This is a genomic window from Kitasatospora sp. NPDC051853, assembly GCF_044452665.1.
Classification (GTDB): Bacteria; Actinomycetota; Actinomycetes; order Streptomycetales; family Streptomycetaceae; genus Kitasatospora.
This window is the reverse complement of record NZ_JBITBY010000003.1, coordinates 317,284-334,659: the sequence shown is the minus strand read 5'-3', so window position 1 is coordinate 334,659 and position 17,376 is coordinate 317,284. Positions and strand designations below refer to the sequence as shown.

The window sequence follows — 17,376 nt, the reverse complement described above, 5'->3', positions numbered from 1 at the left end:
GCGAATGACACCCGAGGACCGCCTCCCCGGGCCTGAGCTCCCCGAGTCAGGCCCCCGCCAGCCGCAGGACCTCGACGTGCTCCCGTACGGCTCCTACTACGAGCCTCCCGAGCCGCCCGGCGGCTACGGCTACGACGCCACGTACAGCGGCTACGGCGGTGCCCGGTTCCTGGAGCAGCACTGGCCGACGGTCAGTCAGGCCGCCCCCGGCTACGGCCCGGAGGCCGTCCAGGAGGCCGTCCACGAGTACGGGCACGGGGCGGCGGCCTCCGACGACCCCCCGACCATGGAGCTGGCCCAGCCGGTCCCGCCGGAGGAGGTCCACTACCCGTACCCGCAGCCGGAGCCCGGCGAGGCGCCCGGCCCGCTGTACGTGGTCGGCGACGTGCACGGCTACCTCGACGAGCTGCTGGCCGCACTGCACCAGCAGGGCCTGATCGACGCCGAGGGCCACTGGTCGGCCGGCCGCTCCCGGCTCTGGTTCCTCGGGGACTTCACCGACCGGGGCCCGGACGGCATCGGCGTGATCGACCTGGTGATGCAGCTGGCCGCCGAGGCGGCCGCGGCCGGCGGCTACTGCCGGGCCCTGATGGGCAATCACGAACTGCTCTTCCTGGGCGCCGCGCGGTACGGCGACGAGCCGGTGCAGTCCACCGCCGGAACGGCCTCCTTCCTGGCTGCCTGGCGGCTGAACGGCGGTCAGCAGAGCGACCTGGAGCGGCTGGAGTCGCACCACGTCAGCTGGCTCTCCCGGCTGCCCGCCATCGCCCTGGAGGACGGCCACCTGCTGCTGCACTCCGACACCACCGCCTACCTGGAGTACGGCTCCACCCTGGACGACGTCAACGAGGCGGTGCACCGGCTGCTCGCCGACGAGGGCGCCGACGAGTGGTGGGACGCCTTCCGGCGCTTCACCAAGCGCTTCGCCTTCCGCGGCCCGGCCGGGGCGCAGGCGGTGCACGAGCTGCTCGGCGCCTACGGCGGCCACCGGGTGGTGCACGGGCACAGCCCGATCCCGTACCTGACCGGCTCCACCCACGCCGAGGACGGCGTGCCGCCGCACGTGCCGGGGCCGTACATCTACGCGGACGAGCTGGCCGTGGCGATGGACGGCGGGGTCACCATGGAGGGCCGGCTGCTGGTCGCCCGGCTGCCGCTGGACTGAACCACCGTCAGAACGCCTCCCGAACGGTCGCGTTCACGTACCGACCACGCACCGGAACGTGTGGAAAACCGGAAAGCGACTGTGTGCCGGTCGCTTCCGGCCCCTACCATCGAGGCGATCTCGCACACCCGCACCGCACCGCTTCGCACCGCACCACTTCGCACCGCGACGACGGAACGGGGGTTCCCCGATGGACCAAGCCCCGATGGACCGAGCTCCGCAGCACACCTCGCGGTTACTGCCCGAGGACCGGCCCGACTTCGACCGGGCCCTGGACGAGGCCCTGCGCGACTCCGCCCTCACCGGCGCGTTCGCCGCGCCCGGGCCGCACCTCAACCCGGCCCAACTCCGCACCAAGGCAGCCCTGCTGGCCGACCGGGTGGCCGCCCCGGCCGACCCCGAGTACCAGCACTACACCGCACTCAGAGCGGCCGGGCCGCCCGCCCCGCGCGGCCTCACCGACCGGCTGCGGAACGAGGAGGGCGCCGGGCTGTTCCCGGTGCTCACCGTGCTCACCCCGATCCTGGCCGGCACCGGCGGGCTGCTGCTCCTGGCGATCGGCTACGCGGTGCGCGGCGCCTCGCCCGAACTGGCCCTCGCCCAGGCGGTGGTGACGGCCGGCTGGATCTCCCTGGCGGTGGCCGTCACCGCGATGGTGGTCGGCATCGTCGGCCTGCTGCTCACCGCCCTGCGGGACGGCGCCGCCCCCGCCCAGGACACCGCCCTCGCCGAGGCCCGGCAGGCCTGGCTGACCGCCCTGCACCAACGCGCCCTGCTGCCCTGGCTGGTGGCCAACCTCTACACCGACCCCGCCCCGGCCCCGCCCGCCGTCCCGCGCCCGGGCCCGCGCCCCGGCTCCCCCGGCTACTCCAGCCCCGGCTTCACCAGCCCGGGCGTGGAGGGCGTCACCACCCCCGACGGCCGCACCCAGCGCCCGGCCGACTTCACCGGCCCCGGCTACAGCTCCCCCGACTTCGCCTCGCCGGACTTCACCGGCCCGGACGAGGTCTGACCCCACGTCAGCGGCCCGGCACCCCGGAGGCCGGAGCGCCGGGCCGGACCGTCAGCACCATGCCGCGCCGTCGTGGCTCGCGGTCACCTCCAGGCCGTACTCCATGACGTTCGCCGGAGGCTCCCCCGCGATGTCGTAGGAGCTCGGGAACCACACCCCCAGATGGGCGGTGACGGTGCCGTACGGCTTGGAGAAGCAGAGGCCGTCACCACGCCCGTCCCCGTCCGGCTGCCAGCCGTCCTTCGCCGCGGCCGCACGGTAGAAGGCGAGCAACTCCTCACGCGTACCCGTGTGCTCGTAGTACTGGCCGGCGACGGCGAAGCCGTCGTCCTCGTCACAGTCCGAGTAGCGCCTGCCCGACTGCCGGGCATCCGGCCGGCGGACATCGAGGATCGCGAACGTCCTCAGCTCGTCAGCCAGTTCCTCGTCCCTGGAGGTGCAGCCGTAGAACCCTCCGAAGACGGCCCAGGCACCCATCACACTGCAGCTCGCCATGACGGTGAGACCCAACAGCCCCAAACCGATCGCCTTCCACACCTTCACGGCGCGGAGCCTAGCGATCACCTCCCCGGCACCTGCCGCCGGGGCGGACGCCGGCGGGCCGGTGAGCGGCAGGGCCCGGGGCACGCCGAAAGCGCCGTCCTGGGAAGCCCCCTCTTCCTCCCAGAACGGCGCGGTCTGGTGACGCCGGGTCAGTCGGCCAGCGGGAGGTAGACCCGGTTGCCGGCGGCGGCGAACTCCTCGGACTTGGCCTGCATGCCAGCCAGGGCCTCGGCGTCGAAGTCGGTGGCCACGGCGCTGGAGCCGTCGCCGTGCTCGTCGCGGATCTTCTGGGAGATCTTCATCGAGCAGAACTTCGGACCGCACATGGAGCAGAAGTGCGCGGTCTTGGCCGGCTCGGCGGGGAGGGTCTCGTCGTGGAAGGCGCGGGCCGTCTCCGGGTCGAGGGCCAGGTTGAACTGGTCCTCCCAGCGGAACTCGAAGCGGGCGTCGGAGAGGGCGTCGTCCCAGGCGGAGGCGCCGGGGTGGCCCTTGGCCAGGTCGGCGGCGTGGGCGGCGATCTTGTAGGTGATCACGCCGGTCTTGACGTCGTCCCGGTTGGGCAGGCCCAGGTGCTCCTTGGGCGTGACGTAGCAGAGCATCGCGGTGCCCCACCAGGCGATCATCGCCGCGCCGATGCCCGAGGTGATGTGGTCGTAGCCGGGGGCCACGTCCGTGGTGAGCGGGCCGAGGGTGTAGAACGGCGCCTCGTCGCAGATCTCCTTCTGGAGATCCATGTTCTCCTTGATCTTGTTCATCGCGACGTGGCCGGGGCCCTCGATCATGACCTGGACGTCCCGCTCGCGGGCGATCCGGCCCAGCTCGCCGAGGGTCTGCAGCTCGGCGAACTGCGCCTCGTCGTTGGCGTCCGCGGTGGAGCCCGGCCGCAGGCCGTCACCCAGCGAGAAGGTGACGTCGTAGCGGGCCAGGATGTCGCAGAGCTCCTCGAAGTTGGTGTAGAGGAAGTTCTCCTGGTGGTGCGCCAGGCACCAGGCCGCCATGATCGAGCCGCCGCGCGAGACGATGCCGGTCTTGCGACGGGCCGTCAGCGGGACGTAGCGGAGCAGCACGCCGGCGTGCACCGTCATGTAGTCCACGCCCTGCTCGCACTGCTCGATGATGGTGTCCCGGTAGACCTCCCAGTTCAGCTCCTCGGCCTTGCCGTCCACCTTCTCCAGCGCCTGGTACAGCGGCACGGTGCCGATCGGCACCGGCGAGTTGCGCAGGATCCACTCGCGGGTGGTGTGGATGTTCCGCCCGGTGGAGAGGTCCATCACGGTGTCGGCGCCCCAGCGGGTCGCCCAGGTCATCTTCTCCACCTCCTCCTCGATCGAGGAGGTGACGGCGGAGTTGCCGATGTTGGCGTTGATCTTCACCAGGAAGTTGGTGCCGATGATCGACGGCTCCACCTCGGGGTGGTTCACGTTCACCGGGATGACCGCGCGGCCGCGGGCCACCTCGGAGCGCACGTACTCCGGGTCCATGCCCTCCCGGAGCGCCACGAACTCCATCTCCGGCGTGACGATCCCGCGCTTCGCGTAGGCGAGCTGGGTCACCGCGCCCTCGCGCCCGCGCAGCGGGCGGCGCGGGCGGCCGGGGAAGACCGCGTCCAGGTTGCGCAGGTTGCCGCCGCGCGGCGAGGTGTGCTTGATGCCGTCGTCCTCGGGGCGCGCCTCGCGGCCCTCGTACTCCTCGACGTCGCCGCGCTGGCGGATCCAGGCGTCGCGCAGCACGGGCAGGCCGCGGCGCACGTCGGGCTGGTAGGCGGGGTCGGTGTACGGGCCCGAAGTGTCGTACAGCGGAACGGACTTGCCGTTGGTGAGGACGACCTCCTTGAACGGCACCCGCAGGTCGGGCCGGGAACCGTCGCGGTAGGCCTTGCGCCATGCCGGGGTCGGGTAGCCGGTGGTGGCGCTGGTGACGGCGCTCTCCACCTGGGCCGGGGCAGACTTCTGCTGTGCATCGAACGTGGTCATGAGACCTCAAACTCCCTACGCCGGCATTACCCGGTCAGGTTCCTGCGGTCGACGCAGCGGTCGGTACGCGGCTCGCACGTACCTTTCAGCGCCCTCTCAGCCCGGTGCTCCGAGCTCCCGTGTCCACAGGCGGTTTGCCTGCGACAAGACGTCCAACACCGTAGCGGTCAGGTTGCGGATGGTCCAGAGCAGACCTGACGGTCTGTTCACCACGTGAGACGGCCCGGCCCCCCGAGGGGGGCCGGGCCGTCCGTCGTCGTGCGGGGCGTCAGCTCTTGGCGGCCTTCTTCACCAGGATCACCACACCGGCCGCGACGCCGACCACGATCAGGGCCTTGAACAGGAAGGCGAGCAATGAGGTCACCGCGCCGACCACGAACCAGATCAGGTTCCAGGCCAGGATCACCGCGATGACCGGGACGACGATGTTGCGCACCCAGGAGGGCAGCGACTTCCAGAGCTCGGCCATGTCCGTTCCTTCTCTCCCCTCGGGCCGGTGACGGCTGGTCCGTCGCGTCCCGTTGCTTCGATACTTCGACCGTACCCGGCCGGGGCACGGCTTCCGAGGGGTGGCGGCCCGGAGAGAACCCGGAGATGCCCCCTAGGTCCGGGCCGGTCCGACCCCGACTCCGGGAGGAGTCAGACCGGCCAGGTCTCGCGGCGCCAGGCGGCGTCCCAGAACATCCACTCGTACCGCGAGGTGGTCACGAAGTGCTCGACCACCCGGGCCCGCTCGGCCGGGGCGAGCTGCTCGCCCAGACGGTCCGTCAGCTCCAGCACCCGGCGGACCACGGACTGGAAGGCCTCGTCGCCGTAGGTGGCGATCCACTTGGCGTAGAGCGGGTCGGGGGAGGAGGAGGCGAGCAGCTGCTCGCCGACCCGGGCGTAGATCCAGTAGCAGGGCAGCACCGCGCCGACCGCCTCGGCGAAGGAGCCGCCGTAGACGGTGGCCAGCAGGTAGCTGGTGTAGGCCCGGGTGGTCGGCAGCACCGGCTCGGCGGCGGCCTCCTCGGCGCGCTCGCCGAAGGCGGACAGGAAGTCGGCGTGCATCTCCTGCTCGGCCGCGATGGCGCCGACCGCGTCGGCGGCGAAGGCCCGCACGCCCTCCTCGTCGGGGGCCTTGGCGGCGCAGACGGCCAGCGCCCGGGCGTAGTCCCGCAGGTAGTGCGAGTCCTGGACCACGAAGTGCCGGAAGGCCTCGCGCGGCAGGGTGCCGTCGGTCAGGCCGGAGATGAAGGGGTGGGCCAGGATCTCCGCGTGGATCGGCTCGATCGCCGACCAGAGTTCCTCGGTGAAGGTCATCGTTGCTCCAGGGATGGACGGGTCGGGCCTCGGCCGACCCTACCCGGAGCGCTCCGGACGGCCCGTCAGTCCTCCGGCGGGGAGAAGACCACCAGTACCCGGAGCTCCTCGGTGACGTGGTGGAAGCGGTGCGGCGTGCCGGCCGGCACGTAGACCACGCTGCCCCGGCCGACGGTGGTGGTCTCGCCGCCGACGGTCAGTTCGGCCCGGCCGCTGATCACCTGGTAGAGCTCGTCCTGGGCGTGCGCGGTCTGGGTGTCGGTCTCGCCGGGGGAGAGCGCGTAGAGCCCGGCGGACATGTGACGCTCCTTCAGGAACCGCAGGTAGGCGCCGCCGCCCTCGGAGCGTTCGGCGTCGAGCCGGTCCAGCCGGAAGACCTTCACGGGGGCCACCCTCCTGTTGTGATGGCCACATTGAACAACATGCGCCCGGGGAGCTTCCGCCGGGCCCGGCGGCCTGCCACCCTCGTGGCCATGAAGAACTTCGTCATCAAGACGCTGATCAACGCGGCCGCCATCTGGGTGGCCGCCTGGATCGTGTCCGGCATCACGCTGTCCGGGGACGACTGGCAGAGCAAGACCGTGACGGTGATCGCCGTCGCCCTGATCTTCGGGGTGGTGAACTTCCTGATCAAGCCGGTGGTCAAGCTGTTCTCGCTGCCGCTGTTCATCCTCACCCTGGGGCTGATCACCTTCGTGATCAACGCCCTGATGCTCTGGCTGACCTCCTGGGCCTCCGACAAGCTGGACCTGGACTTCCACGTGGACGGCTTCTGGGCCGCCCTGCTGGGTTCGCTGATCATCAGCCTGGTGTCCTGGGGCCTCAACCTGGCCTTCGGCGACGACGACTGACGCGGGGTCACTCCCCCGCACACGGAAGGGCCCACCGCCTCCGGACGGTGGGCCCTTCGTGCTGCCGGGCGCGGTGGCGCCGCCTCAGCCGAGGTTCTCGCAGCCCTTGGCCAGGATGGCGGCCAGTGCCTCGTCCAGCTCGCTGCCGGTCGGCTCCTGGCCCATCGGCACCAGCCGGTCGGTCCGGGCCAGGAAGGCGATCAGCGGCGGGGCCGAGGCGACCAGCCGGGCGTCGCCGTCCGGGGAGTGCAGCACGATGCAGACCTCGGAGAGCTCGTCGCCCACGGGGTGGATGTGCACGTCCCCCTCGCCGGTCGGGCGGCTGATGCCGTCCAGCAGCAGCTCGCGGGCGAAGTACCAGGTGACCGGGGCGTCGCCGGGGAGGTGGAAGGTGAACCGGACCGCGAACGGGTCCACGGGGTCGTAGTCGAGGTCGACCACGATGCGGAAGGAGAGCTCGTGCGAGACCACGAGGTTCATCACCACGTGGCCCTGGACCGTGCTGTGCATGCGCCAGTACCTCTCGTTCTGCCCGGTGTCCGGTGGTTGAGGGGACCGCCGGTGGCCGGGCATGCGATTCCTGCAGTGGTCCTCAAGGTCCCCTTCCGGCTCCATCGTGGTGCTTCGGGGACGAAGGGGACAAGACGCGCTTTTTCAAATGGTGAGCGGACACACCCGACGGGGTCAGTGGACGAACGAGGGGGACATCGCCCCGACCAGCGAACGGAGCCGCTCGGCCTTCGCGGGCAGTTCCCCGTCGCGGGCCGCCGGGAGGGAGATCGCCATGGTGGCGACGGCCGAGCCGACGGTGATCGGGACGGCGGCGCAGACCGTGCCGAGCGCGTACTGCTGACGCTCCAGCACCGGCCTGCTCGGCTCGGCCGCGGCCAGGCGGCGGAGCAGCAGGGTGCGGTCGGTGACCGTGGACGGGGTGAGCCCGACCGGGGGGTGGCGGCTGAAGTGGTCCTGGCGGTCCTCCTCGCCGAGTTGGGAGAGCAGGCACTGGCCGACCGCGTGGGCGTTGGCGGTGACCTTGAAGTCGGCCCACTCCGTGACCGCGGGCCGGGCCGGGGCGTCGACCACGTCGACCACCCGGACCTCGCCGTCCTCGTAGACGGCGTAGTAGACGGCGGTGCCCAGCTCCAGGCCGATCTGCTCCATCCGGTCGCGCAGGCCGGCCCGTTCGGCCTGCCGGCCGCCGTCCCGGCCGATGCCGTCCACCGAGGCGCCGTAGAAGAACCGGCCGTCGACGCGGCACAGGTAGGCCTCGTGGGTCAGGGTGCGGAGCAGGTGGTACGTGGTGCCCAGCGGCAGCCCGGCGGCCCGGGCCAGCTGCTTGGCGGTGGCGCCCTCGCGGTACTCGCCGACGGCCTCCAGCAGCCGCAGCGCCCGCTGGACGGAGGCGATCAGGGTCGGCTCCCGCGTACCCCCGGTCGGCGACCCGGCGCCCCGTATGCTCCGTGCGGCGTCCGCGATCTGATCGACTGTCATGCCCTGCCCCCTGCCCGGTTTCAGTGCAGTTGTGCCCGAATGGCGCTCATTGCAGCACAGGGCGCCCATGCCTGCAATCATTCCGGTGAGCAATGTCGGCTTTTGACCTTCGATTCGAAGGCACCTGTGGCGGAATGTGACTCTCCGGTAGAAGCATCTCCGGCGCCCGCCTTGCTATCGAAGATCCAAAGGCCCTCACTGCCCACTGCGGCCCCGAAGCGCCCGGGCACGCCGAATCAACCGTTCGGCGGAACCGGTCCGCCCGGTTCGCCCGTCTGTACGAGTTTCACCGACGGGCCGCGGCGGGAGACTCAGGCACAACGCTCCCGTCCCGGAGGTGGTCATGACCGGCCCCGTCCGCCCCGTGGTGAAGCGCACCGCGCGGGCGATCCTGCTGGAGCTGGACCCGGACGATCCGCACCGCCCCGCCTCGATCGTGCTGATCAAGCGGACCAGGCCCGGCGCCCGGCCGTACTGGATCACCCCGGGCGGCGGGGTGGAGCCCACCGACCGCAGCGTGGTGGCCGCCCTGCACCGGGAGGTGGACGAGGAACTCGGGGGCAAGGTCGAGGGCGTGGTGCCCGCCTTCGTGGACACGGTCGCCCACTCCCACCACGAGGACGGCTCACTCGCCCACCCCCACGGGGTCAAGGTCCAGCACTTCTTCGTCTGCCGGCTCACCGCGATGGACCCGTCCCGCCGGCACGGCCCCGAGGTGGACGAGCCGCAGGGCGAGTACGAGATCGTCCGGCTGCCCTTCACCCGCGAGGGCGTCACCTCGGTGAACGTCGTCCCGCCCAGTCTGCGCGCCTACCTGGCCGCCAACATCGAGGGCGTCCGGGCCATGCTCGCCCCCGACCTCGGCGCCGCCGAGCGGCACTGAGCGGGCCCCGGCCACCTCAGACCCCCTCGCCCAGGTCGTGGAAGACCCGGCCCGGCGTCACCCCGGCCCGGGTCAGTGCCCGTGCGCCCCGGCGGACCATGGCCGCCGGGCCGCTCAGGTACGCGTCCCGGCCGGCCCAGCTGCCGTAGCGGGAGACCGCGTCCGGCAGCTCCCCCGCGAGCAGCCCGACCGCCTGCTCCTCGGAGACCACCGGATGGACCGTCAGCCACGGGTTGCCGGAGGCCAGTTCGCGCAGCCGGTCCAGCTCGTACAGCCCGTCCTGCCGCCGGGCGCCGTAGAAGACGTCCACCGCGCGCCCGCCCCGGCCGTGCTCGGCCAGCTCCTCCACCAGCGCGGTGACCGGGGCGATCCCGGTACCGCCGCCCAGGCAGACCAGGTCGGCCCCGTGCTCGTGGTCCAGCACCATCGAGCCGGCCGCCGGGCCGAGCCGCAGCACGTCGCCCGGCCCGGCCCGGTGCACCAGCGCGTTGCTCACCCAGCCCGCCTGCACCGCCTTGACGTGCAGGGTCAGCAACCCGTCCGGCCGGGGCGCGGTGGCGAAGGAGAACGGCCGCCAGACCCGGGGCCACCAGGGCGTCTCCAGGGTGGTGTACTGCCCGGCCCGGTACGGGTACGCCTGGTCCGGACGGAGCGTCAGCACCGCCACGTCCGGCGTGCGCAGCTGGTGTCCCACCACCTCGGCCTGCCACCACGGCGGGGAGGTCCGGGCCGCCTCCTCGGCCGCCTCCGACATCACGGTGGCGACCAGCCCGTAGACCCGGCGCCAGGCCAGCTCGGTCTCGGCGTCCCACTTCGGACCGCAGTACTTGGCCAGCGCGGCCACCAGGCACTCCCCGACCGGGGCGTAGTGGCCCGTCAGGGTCCCGTACTTGCGGTGCCCCTGGCCGAGCCGGGTCAGGTAGGCGGTCAGACCCGGCAGGTCGTCGGCGCTCCGGGCGGCCATCAGCAGCGAACGGAACAGCCGGTCCCGCTGGACGTCCATGGCGGCCGGGAAGAGCGCCCGCACCTCGGGGTGGTGCAGGAAGATCAGCGCGTAGAAGTGCGCGGTGGCCCGGTCGGCGAGCGGCTCCACCACCGCCAGACTGGCCCGGATCAACTCGACGTCCCGGGCGGTCGGCGGCTCCTCCGCACCGGCCGGGGGCGCGGCGGCGGGGGCCTGGGGCGCACCCCCGAGGGTGTCCATTGCCCAGGCCCGGCTCCAGTGGTCGCCCGGCCCGGCCCAGTTGAGGCCGGGGGCCTCCGGGAACAGCGGCGCCGCCGGCAGCGCGGGAGGGACGACCGGCGGATGGGCCGGCTTCGGCGGGATCACCAGGGCCGTCGGCGCCGACTCCGGCTCCGGTTCCGGCTCCACCACGGCCACGGGTTCCGGCTCCACCGGAACCACCGGCTCCACCACCCCTGCGGGTGGCTCGGCCTCCGACTCCGGCATGCCCGGTACGGCGGCCACCGCGACCGAGCCGCGCCCCGCCCGGACCCTCAACGGGGCTGTCTTCACCGCGATTTGACGAGTGCCCAAGAGAATCGTTTCGCTTCCGGTCGTGCCAGTTGCTGAGGCTCAGCAGAGTGGCACGACCGTGAAGCTCATCCGACAAATCCTCGGAAGCCCGGACACGAGGCTCCCGAAGCGCTACCCTCCCGCACGCACAACCGTCGTCACAGCTGCCGCAGCAGCGTCCCCGGCTGCTCCACGCAGTCCGCGACGAACCGCAGGAAGCCACCCGCCGTACCGCCGTCGCAGACCCGGTGGTCGAAGGTGAAGGAGAGCTGGGTGACCTGACGGACCGCCAACTCCCCGTTGTGGACCCAGGGTTTGGGCGTGATCCGGCCGACGCCGAGCATCGCCGCCTCGGGGTGGTTGAGGATCGGCGTGGAGCCGTCCACCCCGAAGACCCCGTAGTTGTTGAGGGTGAAGGTGCCCCCGGTCAGCTCGGCCGGGGTGATCCGGCCCTCCCGGGCCGCCTCGGTCAACCGTGCGAGCTCCGAACCGAGTTGCTCCGTCCCGAGCGCGTGCGCGTCCTTCACCACCGGCACCACCAGACCGCGCTCGCTCTGCGCGGCGAAGCCCAGGTGCACGGCGGTGTGCCGGACGATGCCGGACCCGTCGGGCGTCACGCTGGAGTTGAGCTCCGGGAAGCGGGCCAGCGCGGCGGTGGAGATCCGGGCCAGCAGGGCCAGCACGCTGATCTTCGGCCCGGCCGCCCGGTTGAGCTCGGCCCGCAGCTCCATCAACGCGGTGGCGTCGGCGTCCACCCAGCAGGTCGCGGCGGGGATCTCCTGGTGACTGCGGGTCAGCTTCTCGGCCACCGCCTTGCGCAGCCCGCGCAGCGGGACCACGCCCTCGGCCACCGGGGCCGCCGCCACCGGGGCGGGAGCGCTCAACGCCCGCTCCACGTCCCGCCGCAGGATCAGCCCCTCCGGACCGGAGCCGGCCACCGTCCGCAGGTCCAGGTCGTGCTCGCGGGCGATCCGCCGCACCAGCGGCGAGATCACCGCCACCACGCCCGGGGCCGCGGAAGCCACCGGAGCCGGAGCGACCGGAGCCGCCACGGCCACCGGCGCGACCTGGACGGCCTGGGCGACCGGGACGGCCGGCGCCGAAGCACCCCGCGCCCCGACCCGGGCCCGCCGCGCACCGGCCGGCCGCTCGGCCACCCCGTACCCGACCAACGGCCGCTCCACCGGCGGGTCCTGGTCCGCCAGCGGCTGCGGGCCCTCGCCCGGCGCCACCGCGACCGTCACCAGCGGGGCCCCGACCGGGATCTCCTCGCCCTCGGCGCCGTACCGGGCCGTCACCACCCCGCCGTACGGGCAGGGCACCTCGACCACCGCCTTGGCGGTCTCCACCTCCACCACCGGCTGGTCGACGGCGATCACCTCGCCGACCTCCACCAGCCAGCGGACCACCTCGGCCCCGGTCAGCCCCTCGCCCAGGTCGGGGAGGGTGAACTCGCGCACCACCGGCATCATCTGGTCAGTCCTCCCACTGCAGCCGGGCCACCGCGTCGAGGATGCGGTCCACACCGGGCAGGTGGTGGTGCTCCAGCATCGGCGGCGGGAACGGGATGTCGAAGCCGGTGACCCGCAGCACCGGGGCCGCCAGGTGGTGGAAGCACTTCTCGGTCAGCCGGGCGGCGATCTCCGCGCCCGCCCCGCCGAAGCCGGAGGCCTCGTGCACCACGACCGCCCGGCCGATCGAGCGGACCACCTGACAGGCCGTCTGCTCGTCGAAGGGCACCAGCGAGCGCAGGTCCAGCACCGCCAGGTCCCAGCCCTCGGCCTTCGCCGCCTCGGCCGCCTCCAGGCAGACCGGCAGCGAGGGCCCGTACGTCACCAGGACCGCCGAGGTGCCGGGGCGGCGCAGCACGGCGCGGCCGATCGGCTCCACCGCGGCGGCGGTGTCCAGCTGGTCCTTGCCCCAGTAGAGCCGCTTGGGCTCCAGGAAGACCACCGGGTCGTCGGAGGCGATGGACTCGCGGAGCAGCCCGTAGGCGTCCGCCACGGTGGCCGGGGTGACCACGTGCAGGCCGGGGGTGTGGGCGTAGTACGCCTCGGAGGAGTCGCTGTGGTGCTCGACCCCGCCGATGCCGCCGCCGTAGGGGATGCGGATGGTGATCGGCAGCGGGAGCTTCCCGGAGGTGCGGTTGCGCATCTTGGCGACGTGCGAGAAGAGCTGCTCCATCGCCGGGTAGGCGAAGGCGTCGAACTGCATCTCGACCACCGGGCGCAGCCCGTACATCGCCATGCCGACGGCGGTGCCCAGGATGCCGGCCTCGGCGAGCGGGGTGTCCAGGCAGCGGTCCGGGCCGAACTCGGCGGTCAGGCCGTCGGTGATCCGGAAGACGCCGCCCAGCTGGCCGACGTCCTCGCCCAGCACGTGGACCGTCGGGTCCTCGCGCATGGCGTCCTTGAGCGCGGAGTTGAGGGCCTGGGCCATCGTGCTGGTCCGGCTGGTGGTGGCGGTGGTCATCGAGAGTGCTCCTCGGCGGCCAGCTCGGCGGCCAACTGCTCGGCCTGCTCCCGCAGTTGCTGGGTGGGCTCGGCGTAGACGTGGGCGAACAGCGACATCGGGTCGAGCTTCGCGTCGGCGTGGAACTCGCTGCGCATCCGGGCGGCCAGCGCCTCGGCGGCCTCGGTGGCGTCCTGCGCCAGCGCGGCGTCCATCAGCCCGGCGTCCCGGAGCTGGCGCTCCATCAGGAGGATCGGGTCGTGGTCGCGCCAGGCGGCGATCTCCTCCTCCTCGCGGTACCGGGTGGCGTCGTCGGCGTTGGTGTGCGCCTCGATCCGGTAGGTGACCGCCTCGACCAGGGTCGGGCCGCCGCCGGAGCGGGCCCGCTCGACCGCCTCGGTGAGCACGGTGTGCATGGCCAGCGCGTCGTTGCCGTCCACCAGCCGGCCGGGCAGGCCGTAGCCGACGGCCTTGTGGGCCAGGGTCGGCGCGGCGGACTGCCGGGTCAACGGGACGGAGATGGCGTAGCCGTTGTTCTGCACCAGGAAGACCACCGGGGCGTTCAGCACGGCGGCGAAGTTCAGCGCCTCGTGGAAGTCGCCCTCGCTGGTGCCGCCGTCGCCGAGCATGGCCAGCGCGACGGTGTCCTCCCCGCGCAGCCGGGCCGCGTACGCCAGGCCGACCGCGTGCGGGGCCTGGGTGGCGAGCGGGGTGGAGAGCGGGGCGGTGCGGGTGGCCCGGGGGTCGTAGCCGGTGTGCGCGTTGCCGCGGAGCAGGGTGAGCGCCTCCAGCAGGTCGACGCCCCGGCTGACCACGGCCAGGGTGTCCCGGTAGCTGGGGAAGAGCCAGTCGTCCTGACGGAGCGCCAGCGCGGCGGCCACCTGGCAGGCCTCCTGGCCGGTGGAGGCCGGGTAGACCGCGAGGCGGCCCTGCTTGGTCAGGGTGGTGGCCTGCTGGTTGTACCGGCGGCCCGCCACCAGGCGGCGGTACAGCTCGGTGAGCAGCAGCGGCTCGGCCTTCTCGGCGGCCGGGGTCCCGAGCATCCGGTAGGGCTCGTGGTCCGGCAGCAGGGGAGCCGGGTCGGTCCGCGGGCCGGAGGCGCCGGGGCGCCAGCCGGGGACGTCGCCGGCGAGGTGTCGGTGGTCGAGAACGGTCATCTCGGGCACCTCCAGAGGGTGGGGGGAGGGTGCGGCAGGGGCGGGGTCATGCCGGTGGTGCACGAGGGGTGGCAGGGCTGGTCGCCGGAGCGCCTCCTCCCTACCGATTGTTCGGTTGTCTGTTCAATCTGGCCACAGCTGCGCCGTAGTGGTGGACAATCGGCCCGAACAGCAGTCTGCTGGTGACAGCATGTCCACAGCGGGAGGGTCGGGGGCCGTGTCCACTGAACAGACGTCCAGACTGGACCGGATCGACCGGTCCATCCTCAGGCTGCTCCAGCAGGACGGACGGGCCTCGATACGCTCCGTGGCCGAGCGGGTGCACGTCTCCCGGGCCAACGCCTACGCCCGGATCTCCAGAATGGTCGAGGACGGCGTGATCCGCGGGTTCACCGCCAGGATCGACCACGAACGGGCCGGGCAGGGCGCCTCCGCCTACATCACCCTGAAGATCGTGCAGAACTCCTGGCGGACCGTCAGGGAACAGCTGCTCGGCCTCCCCGGAGTGGCCCACATCGCCCTGGTCGGCGGCGAGTTCGACGTGCTGCTGCTGGTGCACACCGCCGACAACCAGGCCCTGCGGGAGCTGGTCCTCGGCCAGATCCAGAACATCCCGCAGGTCCTCGCCACCCAGACCCTGCTGGTCTTCGAGGAGACCGACCAGGTACCGCCCGTCTGAGAGGGTGTTCGATAGGGGATTCCCCCTAACTGTCCGGCTTTGATCAACGTGGCACGGACTCGGTTCCAGGATCTCGTGGCGGCCGGGTCCGTGTCCGCGATATTGATCAACTGTGACGGAACGACGCCGGTACCCCTCGGACCTGAAGGACGATCAGTGGGAGCTCATCGCGCCCATGCTGCTGGAGTGGCGACGCACCCGCGCCGAGGGGCGTGAGCCCACGACCGAGCTGCGCGAGGTGGTCAACGCGATCCTCTACGTCGCCCGGACCGGGATCGCCTGGCGCTACCTGCCGCACGACTTCCCGCCCCACACCACCGTCTACGGCTACTTCAAGGAGTGGGAACGCGACGGCACCACCGAGCGGATCCACGACACGCTCCGTGACGAGCTGCGGGCGAAGAAGGGCCGCCGGATCCCGCCGACCGCCGCGGTCATCGACGCCCAGTCGGTCAAGGCTTCACCCAACGCCCCGGCCGGCAGCCAGGGCTGGGACGGCGGCAAGAAGGTCAAGGGCCGCAAGCGCCACATCGCCACCGACACCCTCGGCCTGCTCCTAGTTCTGATCGTCACCGCCGCCGGCGTCCAGGACTCCGCCGGCGGCAAGCAGGTCCTGGACGCTCTCGCCGTCCAGTGGCCCACGGTGACCAAGGCGTGGGTGGACGCAGGCTACAACAACGCCGTCGTCAAGCACGGCGCCGAACTCGCCATCGACGTCGAGGTCGTGGCCCGGGACAAGGAGCAGAGGGGCTTCGTCGTCCAGCCGATCCGCTGGCGCGTGGAGCAGACCTTCGGGATCATGTCCCGGTACCGGCGGCTCCACCGTGACTACGAGGAACTCCCGGACCGGTCACGCTCGATGATCCAGTGGGCCATGGTGAACTCCATGACCGACCGCCTGACCGCGAGCCCGGACAGAACCGGGCAATACCTCCGCCCGAAACCGCTCGCGGCAGCCTAAACCGGTATCGAACACCCTCTGAGGACGCGCCGGCCACCCTCGGGGCGGTGGTTACACCGGGGGCGCGAGGAACTGCGCGCGGGGGAACGGCAGCACCTGCAACTGGCTCGCCTGCCCCGACCCAGCGCTGGTCCGCCTTCCGATTCGCGCAGTTCCCCGCGCCCCTGAGGCCGCTGCCCTACCGGGCCGTCGTCCGTCAGTAGCCGGTGGTGCCGTCCAGGCGCTCGCGGAGCAGGTCGGCGTGGCCGTTGTGGCGGGCGTACTCGGCGAGGGTGTGGATCAGGATGCGGCGCAGCGAGATCGGCTGCCCGGAGGCCCGGTGGGTGCCGGTGACCTCCAGTGACGCGGCCTCGGCGACGATCCGGCGGGACTCGGCGACCTCGGCGCGCCAGGCCTCGACCGCCTCGGCAACGCTGCCGTCCAGGCGCTCGAAGTCCTGGTCCGGGTCCTCGTCGGAGTAGTACAGGAGCGGGAGTTCCTCGCCCGCGAACTGGATCCGGAACCACCAGCGCTCCACGCCGGCGAGGTGGCGCAGCAGCCCGTGCAGGCTCAGGCCGGAGGGTTCGACGGCCCGGGTGGAGAGCTCGGCGTCGGCCAGGCCGGCGCACTTGAGCAGGAAGGTCTCCCGGTGCCAGTCCAGGAAGGCGGTGAGCAGCTCCCGCTCGGAGCCGGTGAGCGGCAGCGGCTCGCGCGGGTCGTCGAGCAGGGGCGGGGCCAGGTGTGCGGGCATCTCGGTCATGCCGGCAGCCTGCCACCCGCCACCGTCAGGCCCGCAGCCCGTCGAAGGCCAGGTGGACCAGTGCCTCGGCCACCCCGTCGGTGTGCTTGCCGCCGGGGCGGTACCACTCCACGATCGAGTTGATCATCCCGAACAGCAGCCGGGTGGCCAGCCGGGGCTCCACGTCCGAGCGCAGCTCGCCGGCGGCCACCGCCTCGCGGACCAGCTCGGCCACCTGGTGGTCGAAGTCGCGCCGGCGCTCCAGCGCCCACTGTTCGGTCGCGGTGTTCCCCCGGACCCTCAGCAGCAGGGTGACGTACGGGAGTTCGGTGATCAGCACCTCGGCGGTGCGGCGCACCACGTGCTCCAGCCGGTCCACCGCGCGGCCGGTCAGCGCCTCGGGCTCGGCCAGGATGCCGAACAGCGCGTCCAGCGCGCGGCCGACGGCGAGCTTCAGCAGCTCCTCCTTGCCGCGCACGTGGTGGTAGATCGAGGACTTGGAGATCCCGGCGGCCCGGGACAGGTCCTCCATCGAGGTGCCGTCGTACCCGCGCTCGTTGAAGACCCCGACCGTGACGGCGAGCAGGGAGTCGACGGTGTAGGCGGTGCGGGTGGTGTTCTCGGCCATGTGAACGAGTATCACCCGCGCGCCCCCGCGTCACTCCACCGCCCCA

The 17,376-nt window shown here is 72.4% G+C and carries 19 protein-coding genes and 1 riboswitch; of the genes, 6 read left to right on the top strand and 13 right to left on the bottom strand.

The window, feature by feature from the left end; translation table 11 throughout:
- Window positions 1-4 precede the first annotated feature (4 nt).
- Complete coding sequence (locus ACIA8O_RS10505; RefSeq protein ID WP_396293249.1) at window positions 5-1,165, top strand: metallophosphoesterase; 1,161 nt, start codon at window positions 5-7, stop codon at window positions 1,163-1,165.
- A gap of 205 nt (window positions 1,166-1,370) precedes the next feature.
- Entirely contained in the window at window positions 1,371-2,177 is an 807-nt protein-coding gene (locus ACIA8O_RS10500; RefSeq protein ID WP_396293248.1) for a hypothetical protein, read from the top strand.
- A gap of 51 nt (window positions 2,178-2,228) precedes the next feature.
- Here ACIA8O_RS10500 and ACIA8O_RS10495 read toward each other — a convergent pair whose 3' ends face one another.
- The 5 genes from ACIA8O_RS10495 to ACIA8O_RS10475 all read right to left on the bottom strand — a co-directional run bounded on the left by ACIA8O_RS10495 (window position 2,229) and on the right by ACIA8O_RS10475 (window position 6,378).
- On the bottom strand, window positions 2,229-2,720 hold the full coding sequence (locus ACIA8O_RS10495; protein ID WP_396293247.1) for a hypothetical protein: 492 nt from the start codon (window positions 2,718-2,720) through the stop codon (window positions 2,229-2,231).
- Between the two features lie 149 nt (window positions 2,721-2,869).
- On the bottom strand, window positions 2,870-4,693 hold the full coding sequence (thiC, locus tag ACIA8O_RS10490; protein WP_396293246.1) for a phosphomethylpyrimidine synthase ThiC: 1,824 nt from the start codon (window positions 4,691-4,693) through the stop codon (window positions 2,870-2,872).
- A riboswitch (TPP riboswitch) is annotated at window positions 4,689-4,824 on the bottom strand. It overlaps the preceding gene by 5 nt.
- A gap of 137 nt (window positions 4,825-4,961) precedes the next feature.
- A complete protein-coding gene (locus tag ACIA8O_RS10485; protein ID WP_396293245.1) occupies window positions 4,962-5,162 on the bottom strand; it encodes a DUF5326 family protein in 201 nt (66 codons plus the stop codon).
- Between the two features lie 170 nt (window positions 5,163-5,332).
- Window positions 5,333-5,995, bottom strand: coding sequence for a thiaminase II (gene tenA, locus ACIA8O_RS10480; RefSeq protein ID WP_396293244.1), 663 nt, complete (start codon window positions 5,993-5,995; stop codon window positions 5,333-5,335).
- 65 nt (window positions 5,996-6,060) lie between these two features.
- Window positions 6,061-6,378, bottom strand: coding sequence for a cupin domain-containing protein (locus tag ACIA8O_RS10475; protein ID WP_396293243.1), 318 nt, complete (start codon window positions 6,376-6,378; stop codon window positions 6,061-6,063).
- Window positions 6,379-6,468: 90 nt separating this feature from the next.
- Here ACIA8O_RS10475 and ACIA8O_RS10470 point away from each other — a divergent pair, with 90 nt between their 5' ends.
- Window positions 6,469-6,846, top strand: coding sequence for a phage holin family protein (locus tag ACIA8O_RS10470; protein ID WP_396293242.1), 378 nt, complete (start codon window positions 6,469-6,471; stop codon window positions 6,844-6,846).
- A gap of 84 nt (window positions 6,847-6,930) precedes the next feature.
- Here ACIA8O_RS10470 and ACIA8O_RS10465 read toward each other — a convergent pair whose 3' ends face one another.
- Window positions 6,931-7,356: an SsgA family sporulation/cell division regulator gene (locus ACIA8O_RS10465; protein ID WP_396293241.1), complete on the bottom strand. Its 426-nt coding sequence runs from the start codon at window positions 7,354-7,356 to the stop codon at window positions 6,931-6,933.
- 174 nt (window positions 7,357-7,530) lie between these two features.
- Window positions 7,531-8,337 (bottom strand): IclR family transcriptional regulator, encoded by an 807-nt coding sequence (locus tag ACIA8O_RS10460; RefSeq protein WP_396293240.1) that lies wholly within the window; start codon window positions 8,335-8,337, stop codon window positions 7,531-7,533.
- 343 nt (window positions 8,338-8,680) lie between these two features.
- Here ACIA8O_RS10460 and ACIA8O_RS10455 point away from each other — a divergent pair, with 343 nt between their 5' ends.
- Entirely contained in the window at window positions 8,681-9,220 is a 540-nt protein-coding gene (locus ACIA8O_RS10455; RefSeq protein ID WP_396293239.1) for an NUDIX domain-containing protein, read from the top strand.
- A 16-nt stretch (window positions 9,221-9,236) separates the two neighbouring features.
- Here ACIA8O_RS10455 and ACIA8O_RS10450 read toward each other — a convergent pair whose 3' ends face one another.
- From ACIA8O_RS10450 to pdhA, 4 genes are all read right to left on the bottom strand, one after another.
- The gene (locus ACIA8O_RS10450) at window positions 9,237-10,757 is read right to left on the bottom strand and encodes a globin domain-containing protein (protein WP_396293238.1); all 1,521 of its coding nucleotides are present in this window, start codon (window positions 10,755-10,757) and stop codon (window positions 9,237-9,239) included.
- Window positions 10,758-10,894: 137 nt separating this feature from the next.
- Window positions 10,895-12,205, bottom strand: coding sequence for a dihydrolipoamide acetyltransferase family protein (locus ACIA8O_RS10445; RefSeq protein WP_396293595.1), 1,311 nt, complete (start codon window positions 12,203-12,205; stop codon window positions 10,895-10,897).
- 7 nt (window positions 12,206-12,212) lie between these two features.
- Complete coding sequence (locus ACIA8O_RS10440) at window positions 12,213-13,208, bottom strand: alpha-ketoacid dehydrogenase subunit beta (RefSeq protein WP_396293237.1); 996 nt, start codon at window positions 13,206-13,208, stop codon at window positions 12,213-12,215.
- On the bottom strand, window positions 13,205-14,344 hold the full coding sequence (gene pdhA / locus ACIA8O_RS10435; protein ID WP_396293236.1) for a pyruvate dehydrogenase (acetyl-transferring) E1 component subunit alpha: 1,140 nt from the start codon (window positions 14,342-14,344) through the stop codon (window positions 13,205-13,207). Before pdhA ends, ACIA8O_RS10440 begins: the two co-directional genes overlap by 4 nt.
- Before the next feature lie 190 nt (window positions 14,345-14,534).
- Here pdhA and ACIA8O_RS10430 point away from each other — a divergent pair, with 190 nt between their 5' ends.
- Window positions 14,535-15,023, top strand: a complete 489-nt coding sequence (locus ACIA8O_RS10430) for an Lrp/AsnC family transcriptional regulator (RefSeq protein ID WP_396293235.1) — start codon at window positions 14,535-14,537, stop codon at window positions 15,021-15,023.
- 112 nt (window positions 15,024-15,135) lie between these two features.
- A complete protein-coding gene (locus ACIA8O_RS10425; RefSeq protein ID WP_396293234.1) occupies window positions 15,136-15,984 on the top strand; it encodes an IS5 family transposase in 849 nt (282 codons plus the stop codon).
- Between the two features lie 196 nt (window positions 15,985-16,180).
- On the opposite strand, the gene ACIA8O_RS10420 is transcribed toward ACIA8O_RS10425, so the two are convergent.
- Window positions 16,181-16,714, bottom strand: a complete 534-nt coding sequence (locus ACIA8O_RS10420; RefSeq protein ID WP_396293594.1) for a DinB family protein — start codon at window positions 16,712-16,714, stop codon at window positions 16,181-16,183.
- A 34-nt stretch (window positions 16,715-16,748) separates the two neighbouring features.
- Entirely contained in the window at window positions 16,749-17,330 is a 582-nt protein-coding gene (locus ACIA8O_RS10415; RefSeq protein ID WP_396293233.1) for a TetR/AcrR family transcriptional regulator, read from the bottom strand.
- Between the last annotated feature and the right edge of the window lie 46 nt (window positions 17,331-17,376).

Coding starts and splice junctions, on each gene's coding strand:
- ACIA8O_RS10505 (WP_396293249.1), top strand. CDS start 5: ATGACACCCGAGGACCGCCTCCCCGGGCCTGAGCTCCCCGAGTCAGGC.
- ACIA8O_RS10500 (WP_396293248.1), top strand. CDS start 1,371: ATGGACCGAGCTCCGCAGCACACCTCGCGGTTACTGCCCGAGGACCGG.
- thiC (WP_396293246.1), bottom strand. CDS start 4,693: ATGACCACGTTCGATGCACAGCAGAAGTCTGCCCCGGCCCAGGTGGAG.
- ACIA8O_RS10485 (WP_396293245.1), bottom strand. CDS start 5,162: ATGGCCGAGCTCTGGAAGTCGCTGCCCTCCTGGGTGCGCAACATCGTC.
- tenA (WP_396293244.1), bottom strand. CDS start 5,995: ATGACCTTCACCGAGGAACTCTGGTCGGCGATCGAGCCGATCCACGCG.
- ACIA8O_RS10470 (WP_396293242.1), top strand. CDS start 6,469: ATGAAGAACTTCGTCATCAAGACGCTGATCAACGCGGCCGCCATCTGG.
- ACIA8O_RS10465 (WP_396293241.1), bottom strand. CDS start 7,356: ATGCACAGCACGGTCCAGGGCCACGTGGTGATGAACCTCGTGGTCTCG.
- ACIA8O_RS10460 (WP_396293240.1), bottom strand. CDS start 8,337: ATGACAGTCGATCAGATCGCGGACGCCGCACGGAGCATACGGGGCGCC.
- ACIA8O_RS10455 (WP_396293239.1), top strand. CDS start 8,681: ATGACCGGCCCCGTCCGCCCCGTGGTGAAGCGCACCGCGCGGGCGATC.
- ACIA8O_RS10445 (WP_396293595.1), bottom strand. CDS start 12,205: ATGCCGGTGGTGCGCGAGTTCACCCTCCCCGACCTGGGCGAGGGGCTG.
- ACIA8O_RS10440 (WP_396293237.1), bottom strand. CDS start 13,208: ATGACCACCGCCACCACCAGCCGGACCAGCACGATGGCCCAGGCCCTC.
- pdhA (WP_396293236.1), bottom strand. CDS start 14,344: ATGACCGTTCTCGACCACCGACACCTCGCCGGCGACGTCCCCGGCTGG.
- ACIA8O_RS10430 (WP_396293235.1), top strand. CDS start 14,535: ATGTCCACAGCGGGAGGGTCGGGGGCCGTGTCCACTGAACAGACGTCC.
- ACIA8O_RS10420 (WP_396293594.1), bottom strand. CDS start 16,714: ATGCCCGCACACCTGGCCCCGCCCCTGCTCGACGACCCGCGCGAGCCG.
- ACIA8O_RS10415 (WP_396293233.1), bottom strand. CDS start 17,330: ATGGCCGAGAACACCACCCGCACCGCCTACACCGTCGACTCCCTGCTC.